The organism is Parafilimonas sp., from assembly GCF_047606085.1.
In the GTDB taxonomy this organism is placed as follows: domain Bacteria; phylum Bacteroidota; class Bacteroidia; order Chitinophagales; family Chitinophagaceae; genus Parafilimonas.
In genome coordinates this window covers 1-13,834 of sequence record NZ_JASGEX010000166.1, presented here as the reverse complement: position 1 = coordinate 13,834, position 13,834 = coordinate 1, and the positions used below count along the sequence as shown (strand labels likewise).

General features: G+C 42.6%; 7 protein-coding genes. 5 read left to right on the top strand and 2 right to left on the bottom strand.

Translation table 11 applies throughout. From position 1 onward, the window contains the following. The first annotated feature begins 8 nt into the window (after positions 1–8). From QM629_RS14370 to QM629_RS14350, 5 genes are all read left to right on the top strand, one after another. Positions 9–1,949, top strand: coding sequence for a RagB/SusD family nutrient uptake outer membrane protein (locus QM629_RS14370; RefSeq protein WP_415160580.1), 1,941 nt, complete (start codon positions 9–11; stop codon positions 1,947–1,949). 28 nt (positions 1,950–1,977) lie between these two features. Continuing rightward, the gene (locus tag QM629_RS14365; protein ID WP_415160579.1) at positions 1,978–2,730 is read left to right on the top strand and encodes a DUF3823 domain-containing protein; all 753 of its coding nucleotides are present in this window, start codon (positions 1,978–1,980) and stop codon (positions 2,728–2,730) included. A gap of 121 nt (positions 2,731–2,851) precedes the next feature. After that, positions 2,852–5,053: a hypothetical protein gene (locus QM629_RS14360; RefSeq protein WP_415160578.1), complete on the top strand. Its 2,202-nt coding sequence runs from the start codon at positions 2,852–2,854 to the stop codon at positions 5,051–5,053. 21 nt (positions 5,054–5,074) lie between these two features. After that, positions 5,075–7,303 (top strand): basic secretory protein-like protein, encoded by a 2,229-nt coding sequence (locus QM629_RS14355; protein ID WP_415160577.1) that lies wholly within the window; start codon positions 5,075–5,077, stop codon positions 7,301–7,303. Between the two features lie 416 nt (positions 7,304–7,719). Continuing rightward, positions 7,720–9,999, top strand: coding sequence for a GH92 family glycosyl hydrolase (locus tag QM629_RS14350; RefSeq protein WP_415160576.1), 2,280 nt, complete (start codon positions 7,720–7,722; stop codon positions 9,997–9,999). 273 nt (positions 10,000–10,272) lie between these two features. Here QM629_RS14350 and QM629_RS14345 read toward each other — a convergent pair whose 3' ends face one another. Further along, on the bottom strand, positions 10,273–10,497 hold the full coding sequence (locus QM629_RS14345) for a hypothetical protein (RefSeq protein ID WP_415160575.1): 225 nt from the start codon (positions 10,495–10,497) through the stop codon (positions 10,273–10,275). A 70-nt stretch (positions 10,498–10,567) separates the two neighbouring features. Continuing rightward, on the bottom strand, positions 10,568–13,372 hold the full coding sequence (locus tag QM629_RS14340) for a ligase-associated DNA damage response DEXH box helicase (protein WP_415160574.1): 2,805 nt from the start codon (positions 13,370–13,372) through the stop codon (positions 10,568–10,570). Positions 13,373–13,834 lie beyond the last annotated feature (462 nt).

Sequence of the window (13,834 nt, the reverse complement as noted above, 5' to 3'; positions counted from 1 at the left end):
TTACAGACATGAAATTTTTTAAATATATAGTATTATTATCTGCCATTTGCCTCGCTGCTGCCTGTACCAAGCTGGACATTTCGCCCACCAATATTATATCTGATGAAGAAATATTCGGCTCAGAGTCGGGCATTGAATCTTATATGGCCAGGATATACAGCGAAATGCCCATAGAAGATTTTCGCTATGGCCCCCAATACCTCTTTAATCATTTCTATGTGTTAAAGGTTCCCGGCTCTATGACGGGCGAAGCCCTGTGCCGGGAAGTAAGTGGTTCCATGACAGAGGCAACCTCTTCCGATTACGGCGATACCTGGAGCGATTTTTATACCCTCATCAGGGAATGTAATTATTTTCTGGAAACAATTGACGATTATGCCAGTAAATATTCAGATGATGATGTAAACATGTATAAAGGCGAATGCCACTTCATCCGGGCCTTTACTTACTTTGCATTGGCCAAACGCTATGGCGGCGTTCCCCTGGTAACCCGGGTGCTCAATTACCCTGAAGAATCAAGTGACGAAGTGGATATTGCCCGCTCATCTGAAGAAGATACCTGGAACCTGGTATCAAGCGATTTTGACAGTGCCATATCCTTATTGCCCGAAAGCAACCAGGTGGGCCGTGCCAATAAATATGCAGCTTACGCCTTTAAGGCAAGGGCCATGCTGTATGCAGGCTCAATAGCTAAATACAATACCGTTTCCTATTATAATGGCGGTGTTCGCCTGTGCGGTATGAGCACTGACCTTGCTACCGGTTTCTATACCCAGGCTTATGAGGCTGCAAAAGCTGTGGAGGATGGAGGTTATTCCTTGTACATGGATGAATGGGCTTCCGGCGACCTGGACGCACAGTATAAAAATTATGTGGACCTTTTTTCAAATGTATCCAGTTCAGAAGCCATTTTCGTTAAAGAATACGGTTACCCGGAATCCGTTCATGGATATGATGCATACAATGTGCCGGCCCAGTATAAAGGCGCCAACGGCTATTCTGCCGAAACCAATCCAACCTTGGATTTTGTTGAAATGTTTGATGGGATTGATAAAGATGCTGATGGGCACATAGATGTATATAACAGCGACGGCACTTATAAATTATACGATAGCACCATGGAACTGTTTAAAGATGCGGAACCGCGGTTAAGGGCTACCGTTATTTTACCGGGAGACTATTTTAAAGGGGAAAGCTGTGAGATATGGAGGGGTATTTATACCGGCACTGCCACTTCCTCCATCAGCCGCCTCATTGCTGCAGGCAGTACGGTGAAATATGAAAGTTCAAGCAGTGCAGGCAACCTTGTTACCTCCTCAAGCGGCAGCCAGACTGCTTACACTCTACATACCGGTGTAGAAATGAACCCGGCCGGGCAGAGCGGTATCTTTTATGGCGATAATACCTGCGCCATGTCAGGCTTTTCTGTAAGAAAATGGTTAGATGAAAGTTTAACCACCGCAGAAGTGCTTGAAAACAACGAAGACCAGCCATGGATAGAAATGCGCTATGCAGAAGTGTTGTTAACACGTGCGGAAGCAGAAGCAGAGCTTGCCGATCTTGGCAATAGCGATTATCTGGATGACGCATATACCTGTATAGATAAAATAAGGCTAAGGGCCGGCGCAACGTTGCTTACCACAACCGAAACGTCTTCCGTCAGCAATTTCATCGAGGCTGTTCGTAAAGAACGCCGCAAGGAACTTGCCTTTGAAAATAAAACCTGGTGGGATTTGAAACGCTGGAGAATAATAGCTTCAGAGCAATCCAATACCCGGTGGAGAACATTAGACCCGTTTTATGCAGATTATGCCGGTAAATGGTTTTTTGATGCCAGGTATGATGAAACAGGCAATACCTACACATTCGATACGAGATGGTATTACCAGCAAATACCAGATGCAGCAATTACAACAAGCTCCAAGGTAGTTCAAAACTCAGGGTATTAATTTTTTGAAAATTCAAATTATTAAAAAGATGAAAATCCGATCTGTAATATATGGCTTAATAACCGCACTGTTATTTACTGCCTGTACAAAATATGACAATTATACACAGCCTTCCATGACGTTCGAGGGAACCCTTACCGATTCCGTTACCGGCGAAGGGCTGCAAACCGAGGTTGGGGATAATGGCGTTCAGTTTAAAATGATGGATTATAGTTATTCAGGCAGCCCTACAGCCTGGTATTTTACCTGTACGCAGGACGGGGCATATAAAAATTCCCTGGTGCCGGCGGGAACCTATAATGTAACGCCGCTCGGGCCTTTTGTGCCCTTTGTGATTGTGGATGATGATGGCGATACCACGAAAGATGCGAGTATTACAATTGACATTAAGGGCACCGTTACACAAAATTTCACTGTTGTTCCATTTCTTGTTGTCTCCTGGATAGGCGATCCGGTAGTAAATGATGACAGCACCATAACCGTTCAGTTTAAAGTGGAAAGAGGTACAACGGATGCAGATTTTCAGCAGGATTGTACTGATATTTACTTGTTTGTTAACGCATCCAGCTACAATGTGGGAAGCAATAATTACGATTCCCGGTACACGGTTGCGGTTAGTGATCCCAATGATGTAATAGGAGATACCCTCACCGTAACAACACCCGCATTGCCTTATGCGCCTGCCACTTATTATCTGCGTGCCGGGGCGCGTATTGATTATGCTGTGAATGGCGTAAACAGGTATAATTATAATGAGCCAATTGCTGTAGCAGTTGAATAGGAGGGATGGATCAGGGATGGCAGCCTTTTAAAACGTCGTTATCCCTGATTCATACTTAATAAGCAGTCAATACATCAACCCTTCCCTTTTGTTAAAGATGTATGGATAAAACAGGTTTAGTATGAAAAGAATAAACATATTAGCAGGTTGTATCGTTGCAGTTTCATCATTAATGGCGCAGTCGTATGATCCCGAAAAGGAAAGCCCCAGGCAAAAAACCACTTTTCAAACCGCACATGTATGGATACCTGAAATAGATGTGCGCTCAGATGCTGCTATTGTATATGGCGTTGAAGGAAACCCTTCTGATAAAGGCTCAAACATAAGCTTTGAGCAAAGGGTAGAATCATGGCGTGAACATGGCTACCAGGCGGCCTTTATGACAGGGATAGCCTGGGGGCAATACCAGGATTATTTTACCGGGAAATGGGACGGGAAAACGCATCTTGATGAAGGCCAGGTGCAGGGAAATGGCGATACGATATGGCACGGGTATATGGTTCCTTATATTGTTCCTACAGATAATTATTTAAAGTATATTAAGGAAGCGCATATCAAAAGGGTGATTGATGCGGGAATAAATACGATTTACCTGGAGGAGCCTGAATTTTGGGCAAGAGCAGGATATGGCAGCGCCTTTAAAGAAGAATGGAAAAAGTATTACGGCTTTCCCTGGCGGCCGCAGGATGCTTCACCTGAAAATACATATCTGTCTAACAAACTAAAATATCATTTGTATTACGAAGCCATTAAACAGGTTTCTGATTATGCGAAACAATATGGCAAAAGCAAAGGTTTGAACATTAAAGTGTATATCGCCACCCATTCATTGGTCAATTATTCTTCGTGGCAGATAGTAAGCCCCGAAGCAAGCCTGGCTTCCCTGCCCGGCATTGACGGTTATATAGCGCAGGTATGGACAGGAACATCCCGTGAACCTACTTATTTTAACGGCAAAATAAAAGAGCGTGTTTTTGAAAATGCTTTTTTGGAATATGGATCCATGCTCTCCATGACTGAACCAACCAAAAGAAAACTCTTTTTTTTAACCGACCCTATTGAGGATAACCACAGAGACTGGTCTGATTACAAAAAAAATTACGAAGCTACTTTTACCGCGGAAATTTTATACCCCACTGTTGATAATTATGAAGTGATGCCCTGGCCCGAAAGGATTTATACCGGCAGATATAGGGTTGCCAATAGCGACAGCGAAACACTCATCCCAAAATATTATTCAACCCAGATACAGGTGATGATAAATGTGCTGAATAAGATGCCGCTGTCATCAAACAAAGTAAACGGCATTAACGGCATTGGCGTACTGATGAGCAATTCATTAATGTTCCAGCGCTTTCCAACACATAATGGTTATGAAGACCCGCAGTTCTCCAATTTTTACGGGCAAACCCTGCCGCTTGTAAAGCATGGCATTCCGGTGCAAACGGTGCATATAGAAAACCTTGCTTACCCCGCAACATTAAGCCATATAAAAGTGCTGGTAATGAGCTATTCCAACATGAAGCCGGATGCGCCGAAAGAACATGCGTATATTGCAGACTGGGTAAAAAAAGGCGGCGTATTAATTTATGCAGGCGCAGACGACGACCCTTACCAATCCGTAATGGAATGGTGGAATACCAATGGAAATAAATACACAGCGCCATCGCAGCATTTGTTTAAACTATTGAATATAGATCCGTCATCAGGCAAAGAAAAATTTACGGTTGGCAAAGGAACAGTGTATGTAATAAAAGAAAACCCCAAAGAATTTGTATTGCAGCCAAACAATGATGCAGCCTATATAAACATAGTTAAGCAGGCATATCAAACGGATGCAAAAGCAGGAAAGTTCACCACAAAAAATAATTTTTATGTAGAGCGTGGCCCTTATGACATTATTTCTGTGATGGATGAAAATGAAGATGCAAAACCTTACACCATAAAAGGCCCGGTAATAGATTTGTTCAACCCGCAATTACCGGTGCTTGCATCAAAGGATGTGCAGCCCGGCGAACAATCTTTATTATTTGATATTAATCGTGTTGCTGATAAAAACAAGCCTCAGGTGCTGGCATCCGCATCAAGAAATTATGATGAATTAATCACAGCCAACAGTTATTCATTTGTTGCTAAAAGCCCGGTAAACACGGTTAATGCCATGCGTATTTTATTGCCGAAGGAAGCAAAGCAAATTATTGTTACGGATAATACAGGCAAGGCTGTAAGCAACGTTCAATCTTCGTGGGATGAAAGTTCCAAAACCTTGTTCCTTAGTTTTGCCAACGATCCCGATGGAATAAAAGTTCTGCTGAAGTGGTGACGAAAAATTTAAAAGCAAGCTATGACAAGGAAGATTTTGTTTACTGTTTTATTTTTTATTGCTGTGCAAACCTTTGGTCAAAGCCTGTCGAAAGATACAATCCCTGCTGAGCTGTATGGCGAATGGTACAATAAGAAAAACGGAGATTTGCTATACGGGTTTTACAGCAAAGCTGTTGTGTGCCATGAACAGGTTTGGAAATACGATGCCGTTAAAAAGAAAGGTAAGCAAGCGCTTATTGAGATTTCTAATGATAGCGGGCAAAAGATTATGCTGAAAGTTGAAATAAAAAAATCAGCGATTTCTATTGGCCCTGCTGATGGCAGGTTAACTGCTTGTGCCAATAAATTATCCGGTTGCCATATTACGCATGATTTACCGGAATTTACTGCACCGGTTTTCAAAGAAGGCGTTATATACTTCTCCGGGTTGATTGCCGATTATAACGGCGATGAAAAAAACTTTATGGTTGCTTCAGACCAGTTGTTTGAAAGCCAACAGAAACTTTATCTGGTTACCATTCAGCCGAATGGCTATTTTTCTGTTGCAATACCGCAGGCAAACCCAACAGTCTTACTGGCATTTACGCCTGTTCAGCCGGTATTCCCTTATGTAATACCAGGCAGCCATCTTTTCACTATCATAAAACCCAATCATGAAATTGCTTTTGCGGGCGACGGCGCGCCATTGGCAAGAGAAGATGAATTTCTTAGAAAAACAAATCAGGTGTACCTGTCTGATCCGGCAGAGCATTTAGAGAATATTAAAGGGTTATCGCCCGAACAGTATAAAGAATATTTACTGGCTGGGCAAAGAAAAGCGGATGCAGTGCTTGATTCTGTTTATGCTGCAAAAACGATTAGCCCGGGAATTTACCAGATGCATAAACTGGACATCAAATATGCCACATACCAATACCTGCTTAGTTATAATATTTATATGAAACAGGCCGATGAGCAATTTAAGCCCGTCGGATTGCCTGCCTCTTATTTTGATTTTTTACGAGGGGCACAAGACGGCGAAACGGCTGCCATAGCGCAGGCATATCCGCGTTATATAAATGCTTTAGCTTTAGATGATAACCTGAATCAATTGTTCGCGCCTCTTTCGCATAATAAACAACTTCAGGATTCCTTAAACCGTACAGGCGGTACAATTGAGTCTGTTGCATCGGTTTATCATGCTTTACATCATAAGTGGGAAGAAGTTAATGAACGGCAGGCCTCGCTGTTAAAAACCATTTACGAAGAAAGAAATAATGATACGCTGCGAAAAAGTTTTATTAATGATCATCAAAAAGAAGTTGATGAGATACTGAATAAATACAGGGACATTTCAATGAGCTATATCATGATCCCTGTATTTATAAAATATCTGTATGATTCTTTGGGCTGGCAACGAGGTGTAACAACCGATTTGGCAATTGCTGGGAATATTGCCCGCGAACTTATTAAAGAGAATATCAGTATTCCTGACGGGTATTTCGATTTGAAAGATTCTATGTTCGCAGATCCGTTTGTAGCGCAGTATATAAAGCGGATAAATGATACGCATGTGCCGGCACCAGCTATACAAACCACACTGCCGGGCTTTGTAAATAACTGGTCATATATAGGTAAAGAAGGAGTTGTTTCAAACGACACAATTCATAAAAATGGATATACACTGATATTCATCAATAAATATCAAACCTTTCCGGACAGCACGAAGGCAAAAATGATTGATGCGTTCTTTACAGTGTATCCTGAAGAAGCAGCCATATACAATCCCCTTGCGCCGAAGCAGGTAACATTTGTGATTGATCCGGAATATACCGGTGTTGCAGCTTCCGCAGACAGCCTCACGCGTTTCAATCCGAAATGGTACGAACAAAATCCAAATGATATAGACGTGGTTACGCACGAAGTGATGCATCTTGTTCAGGCATACAGGAATCATTACGATCCATCGTGGGTTACGGAAGGCATCGCTGATTTTGTGCGTTATACATTGGGTGTGAATAATGCCGCTGCAAACTGGTCGTTAACGCCGTTTAATGCCGGGCAGTCTTATACAAACTCCTATCGTATTACAGCGCGTTTTTTTGTGTGGATCGTAAATAAATATGATAAGGGCTTTGTGAAAAAACTTGATGCAGCCATGCGCGATAATACGTATGACGACGCTTTCTGGAAAAAAACAACCGGGAAATCAGTGGATGAATTATGGTTGGAATATGCTGCAAATCCGGCTATTCAGGAACTTAGATGAATCTTATTGAAAGGAAAGATATTTATTGCAGGGCGTCATGTTTTTTAGACTGCCTAAAAAGGCCGGTTTAGCAGATATGTCACGAAGGATTAAAGGCACAAAGCCAATGTCGTTGATGTAAGGTTTAGATTCTTTGAAATATTCAATAATCAATGCTCAATATTCATTTTGCGGAGCGATTACAATTGAACATTCCTGCCCGTCCGTCAGGCGGGGATTATTGCGTATTGAATATTGAGTGTTTTCTTAAGTCAATGACATTGGGCACAAGGCCTTGATTTTAAAACTTAATTTTTTTCGTGCCTTAGTGGCTTTGTGACAAAACATTAGTTGTTAGGGCTTCTTATTACGAGTAACCTGTATTAAAACATACTATCATGTAACTCATAAAATTTTATATACGCTCAATTATTTCAATGAAGAAAATTTTTACAGGCTTTGTGCTGCTGGCATGTAAAGCCATAACAGCACAAACAATTGATAATGCCGCAAGCCCCGTTGATTATGTGAATCCGTTAATGGGCACGCAATCAGATTATGGCGTATCTAACGGCAATACGTATCCTGCTGTGGCATTACCGTGGGGGATGAATTTCTGGACGCCGCAAACCGGCAGGAACGGCGACGGCTGGCAATACACTTATACAGCTACCCAGATAAGAGGCTTTAAGCAAACACACCAGCCTTCGCCCTGGATGAATGATTACGGCATGTTCAGTATTATGCCTGTAACGGGCAGTATAAAAGCCAGCCAGGATAAACGGGCAAGCTGGTTCTCGCATAAAACAGAGATTACAAAGCCTTATTATTATAAGGTATATCTGGCTGATGCGGATGTTACCGCCGAAATTGTGCCAACAGAGCGCAGTGCGCAGTTCCGGTTTACATTTCCATCAAATGACAGTTCAACCATTGTAATAGATGCTTTTGATAAAGGTTCTTATATCAAAATAATTCCTGAAGAAAAAAAGATTATCGGGTATTCCACATGGTATGCAGGAGGCCCGCTGAAAAACTTTAAAAATTATTTTGTTATTTATGTTGATAAGCCCATCACTATTGCCCAAACGTATAACGACAGTGTTTTAAACAATGGCTTTGAAACAGCCACAGAACACGCTTTGGGCGTGATTGGCTTTAAAACAGCAAAAGGTGAAGTGGTACATTTAAAAGAGGCTTCATCATTCATAAGCCTTGAACAGGCTGAACTGAACCTGCAGCGCGAACAGGGCAATGATGATTTTAATGCGCTTGAAGCAAAAGCAAAAGATACTTGGAACAAAACATTGGGCCGCATACAGGTAAGCGGCGGCACTGTTGACCAGACAAGAACATTCTATTCCTGTTTGTACCGCATGCTTTTCTTTCCGAATAAATTATACGAAATAAATAAAGACAACAAGATCGTTCACTGGAGTCCTTACAATGGTGAAACACTTGATGGCTATATGTTTGCGGGCACCGGCTTTTGGGATACGTTTCGTGCTTTATATCCTTTTCTCAATTTAATGTTCCCCTCCATTTCAAAAGAAATGCAGGAAGGGTTAATTAATGATTATAAAGAAGGCGGCTGGCTGCCTGAATGGAGCAGCCCCGGCTATGCGGCGGTAATGGTGGGCAATAACTCTGCATCGGTTGTGGCGGAAGCTTATTTAAAAGGCCTGCGTGGTTATGATATTGAAACCTTGTTTGAAGCGCTGGTGCATGGCGCCAATGCAGAAGGCCCTAAAGCTACGGGCAGAAAAGGCGTTGAATATTACAACACCTTAGGTTATGTGCCTTACGATGTTGGTATTAATGAGAATGCAGCCAGAACACTGGAGTATGCGTATGATGATTATTCAATTTACCGTTTGGCAAAGGCATTGAACAAACCTGATTCTGTTGTGAACCTCTACAAACAAAGAAGCATGAACTATAAAAATTTATTCGATGCTTCAACCAGGTTAATGCGCGGCAAAAATAAAGATGGAAATTTTCAGTCACCATTCAATCCTTTTAAATGGGGCGATGCTTTTACCGAAGGCAACAGCTGGCATTACTCGTGGGGCGTTTTTCATGATGTAGAGGGTTTGATAAATTTAATGGGCGGCGCAAAAAATTTTATAACCATGCTCGATTCTGTTTTTATAATGCCGCCGGTATTTGATGATAGTTATTATGGCGGTGTGATACATGAAATCCGGGAGATGCAGATTGCAGGCATGGGCCAGTATGCACATGGCAACCAGCCAATCCAGCACATGATCTACTTATACAATTATGCCGGCGAACCGTGGAAAACGCAATATTGGGTTCGCGAAACAATGAATAAATTATATAAGGCAACGCCCGATGGTTATTGTGGTGATGAAGACAATGGGCAAACTTCAGCCTGGTATATCTTTTCAGCATTGGGCCTTTATCCCGTCTGCCCGGCCAGTGCGCAGTATGTTATTGGTGCACCCTTGTTTAAGAAAGCAACCTTGCACCTTGAAAATGGCAAAGATATTGTTATTAGTGCCCCTGCCAACAGCGATAAAAACATTTATGTAAACCGTGTTAGCTTAAACGGAAAATTGTATAACTATAACTGGTTTGACCATGCTGTTTTAATGAAGGGTGCGACCATTAATTTCAGTATGCAGGCTGAGCCGGATAAACAGAGAGGAACGAAAAAAGAAAGTTTTCCGTTTTCCTTATCGAAAGGAGAATGAAAGCAACGTGTGCTGCATTTTTGTGCGCTGCGAAGTCTCCAGACCTGAAGTGTTCGAAACCTGCATTAGCGATCCGCGATCCGTATGATCGCCCACGTGTGTAGAAATAATTGTGCCAGGGGGATTTCCACGCCGTAGGTGTGGTACGTGTAAACGTTCCGTTCCAATGGAACGGTAAAGAAGCATTACGGGCAGCATTGTACACACCTTAAGCCTCTATGAGGCTTTAAGAAAATGGTTTCGAACAGCTATAGTCTCCGGACTTCGTAGTTGCTATGCGCCAAGTCTCCAGCCTTGTTCCAAACAGGTTGTTTTGATTAATGCAACGTTGGAAATAAATAAATAAACGTGGGTTCTGTATAAGCCCGAAGTGGCTTTAATATAAATAGCCGCCGGTGAAACCGGCGCCTCATTTTCGTCCGAATAAAATCCGGAGCTATTCAAACCTGCCTGCAGCAGGCCCATCTTAGGATGAATTAACTTTTGTGTTGTTATCATCTTACCCTGACCCCCATTGTTATAAAATTAATAATTGTCCGATTAAGTTTTGACTACTTCAATTCACCACTCATTCCTCCAATTGATTTTGCATCTTTCGTATCCTGTCTTCAAACTTTTCTGATGAAAGATTGTAGCGGCTCAACCCATCCACAATAATAGGGAAGGAGAGCGGCGTAAAACGTTGAGGAAATTTTAAAATGATCTCGTTCTGCTGTATGCGTTCCAATGCCGTGCGTAAACGTACTTCCTCCATTTGCTGTTCAAATACTTCGTTGTAAGCCTGCCTCAATAAAATATTGTTGGGATCATATTCGCTGAACACTTTAAACAATAATGAGGCAGAAGCCTGCAGGTGCTTTGCTTTCTTAGGCTCGCCCGGATAGCCTGTAAATATCAACCCACCAATAACGGCAATATCGCGAAATTTCCTCGCGGCCATTTCAACTGAATTTACACTGCGCTGAATGTCTGCAATTAAATTATCTGTTGTAAACAGCCCGCGCACATTCGCATCGTCAACCGGCACCGGCTGGTCGCTTAGCAGTTCAAAGCCATAATCATTCATGGCAATAGAAAAAGTGATAGGCGTTTCCCGGCTTATCCTGTAAGCAAGAATGGAGCTCATGGCTTCGTGTATCTGCCTGCCTTCAAAAGGATAAACCAATAAATGAAAGCCTTCTTTGCTCTCAATCTGCTCTATCAGTAATTCATTGCTTTGCGGAATATGCGATAATTCTTTTTGCAGGTTAAATAAGGGCTGCAGGGCTTTCAGCTCAATTGTATCGGGCTTTAATGCTTTATTAAAAGTGCGCCGCAGTATCATGCCGAGGTTAGCCGTTAAGCTCATGCGGCCGCCCATCCAGCTTGGAATGATGGATTTCTTTTTGGGGGATATTTTTACATGCGCTGTCATTTCTTTAATCATCACCAGTTCCAGGTTGCGGCCTGCAAACGTAAATGCATCGCCAGGCTCAAGGCGGCTTAAAAACCATTCCTCGATCATGCCGATATAGCTGCCGTTCATCATGCGCACCTTCATCATCGCATCGCTTACAATCGTACCGATTTGCATGCGATGCCGCATGGCTATGCGGCGGTTTCTTATGCGGTAAACGCCTTTTTCATCTTTCTCTGCTTTTTTGTATTCATCGTAGTTTTCCAAAGCCCTGCCGCCGCCGGTTATTTGCTGCAATACCTCGTTCCATTCATCCGTGGAAATATCGCGAAAACAATACGTGCTTTTTATCTCTTCAAAAATTTCTTCCTGCTCAAAACCTTCGCCAATGGCCAGCGTGCATAAGTATTGCATCAGCACATCAAAGCATAACAACATCGGCTGGCGGCTTTCAATCACCTGTTCGCCAATAGCAGATTTTAATGCGGCCGCTTCCACCAGCTCGAGCGAATGGGTGGGCAGAAAATACATTTTGCTAAGGTCGCCCGGCGCATGGCCGCTTCTGCCGGCGCGCTGTAAAAAGCGGGCCACGCCTTTGGGCGATCCAACCTGTATCACGGTATCAACAGGGCGAAAATCAACGCCCAGGTCAAGGCTGGCGGTACATACAACTGCTTTTAATTTTTGTGCATGCAGGGCTTCTTCCACCCAAACCCTTAACTCATGTTCAATACTGCCATGATGCAAAGCAATAACGCCTGCAAACTGCGGCGCAATGGTTAATAAGGTTTGATACCAGAGCTCACTCATGCTTCTTGTATTGATGAAGATGAGCGTGGTATTGCTTTGTTCTATAATGGGCACAACTTTCTCCGCCAGCTTAATGCCCAGATGCCCGGCCCAGGGATATTTTTCAATTTCATCTGGCAGCACGGAGATTACTTCGATGCGTTTATCCATGCGGGCTTTAACCACCTCACCCCAACCCCTCCCGAATGGTCGGGACAAGTTCTCCAAAGGAGAGGGGCCTGCAACAACATTGACTTTTGAGAACAGCGCTGATAATAATACTTCACGCGCTTCATCAAGATTGCCAATGGTAGCGCTGATGCCCCAGAGAGAGACCGTGGGCTGAGTGCTATGAGCTGCAGGCCCTGGGTTCTTGCCCGCAGCCCGCAGTTTATAGCTTATAGCTTTCTTTTCTTCCATTGCAGGATTTGATTCTTTGCTTATAAGATTGGCATCTTCTTTTATAAGATGTACATCTTCATTTAAAGGATTGACATTTTTCCATATAAGATTGGTATCTTTCTTTGAAGGATTTACATCTTTCTTTATAAGATGTACATCTTCATTTATAGGATTTACATCTTTGCTTATAAGGTTTGCATTTTCCTTTGCAGGATTGGCTTCCCCGCTTACAGCTAAAATGCGGCTTACCGCCAGCTCCACCTGCACGCCGCGCTTGCTGCCAAGCAGTTCATGCCATTCATCAACGGCTATGATGCGCAGGGATTTAAAGAAATCGGGATAGTTTTTTTGCGCCAGCAGCAGCATTAAGCTTTCCGGCGTGATAATTAAAACTTCGGGCATGCTGCGGGTTTGTTTTTGCCGTTCGTTCACATCCGTATCGCCGTTGCGTATGCCAACCTGCCATTGCATGCCAAGTTCCTGTACCACTTCCTGCATGGCGCGGCCAATATCTTTTGCCAGCGCCCGCAAGGGTGTTATCCATAACAATTGCAGTCCATTGTTTTTCTCTTTCTGATACGTATCAGGATGGTTATTGATGAATTGAATGAGGCTGCCAAGAAATACAGAAAAGGTTTTGCCGCATCCGGTTGGTGCATTTACCAAACCGCTTTTATGGTTGATGATATGCTGCCAGGTTTCTTCCTGGAAACGGAAAGCCTGCATGTTTTTAGAAGCAAGCCATTGATGAATGACGGAATATCCTTTAGTGTTTTTGAGTTTCAAAACTGAAGCTGATTAATGAAACCGAGCATGATAATTTTTCTCACACAGGGGAATGTACATAGCGAGGTTCCATGAGACCATTGAAAAAATAAACTTGTACGAATGAAACGTCCATGCAAAATGTTTTTTTCACACAGGGGAATGTACATCAGGGCGTTCCATGAGGCCATTAAAAAATAAACTTGCACGAATGAAACAACAGTTGAAATGAGTGCATTATTCATGGGAATTAGACGATATAACGAAGATGAGTGAGTTTATTAAAACTAAAAAAGAAAATCAATGTTATTCATATTGTTTAGTCAATATAAAACTAAAAGAGCTGATAAAATTACAATTTTCGGAGAGTATAAAATAGATTGTGTAAACGGATTTAAGTAACTGCATTTAAAGCCGGCATCTGTTTTCAAAGATAGTTAAGAATTGATGGAGAATGAACCCCCAATTTTGGATGGGCATACT

What these genes read in the sequence shown, in the direction of transcription:
- QM629_RS14350 (WP_415160576.1), top strand. Translation starts at nt 7,720, where the DNA reads ATGAAGAAAATTTTTACAGGCTTTGTGCTGCTGGCATGTAAAGCCATA.
- QM629_RS14365 (WP_415160579.1), top strand. Translation starts at nt 1,978, where the DNA reads ATGAAAATCCGATCTGTAATATATGGCTTAATAACCGCACTGTTATTT.
- QM629_RS14370 (WP_415160580.1), top strand. Translation starts at nt 9, where the DNA reads ATGAAATTTTTTAAATATATAGTATTATTATCTGCCATTTGCCTCGCT.
- QM629_RS14360 (WP_415160578.1), top strand. Translation starts at nt 2,852, where the DNA reads ATGAAAAGAATAAACATATTAGCAGGTTGTATCGTTGCAGTTTCATCA.
- QM629_RS14355 (WP_415160577.1), top strand. Translation starts at nt 5,075, where the DNA reads ATGACAAGGAAGATTTTGTTTACTGTTTTATTTTTTATTGCTGTGCAA.
- QM629_RS14345 (WP_415160575.1), bottom strand. Translation starts at nt 10,497, where the DNA reads ATGATAACAACACAAAAGTTAATTCATCCTAAGATGGGCCTGCTGCAG.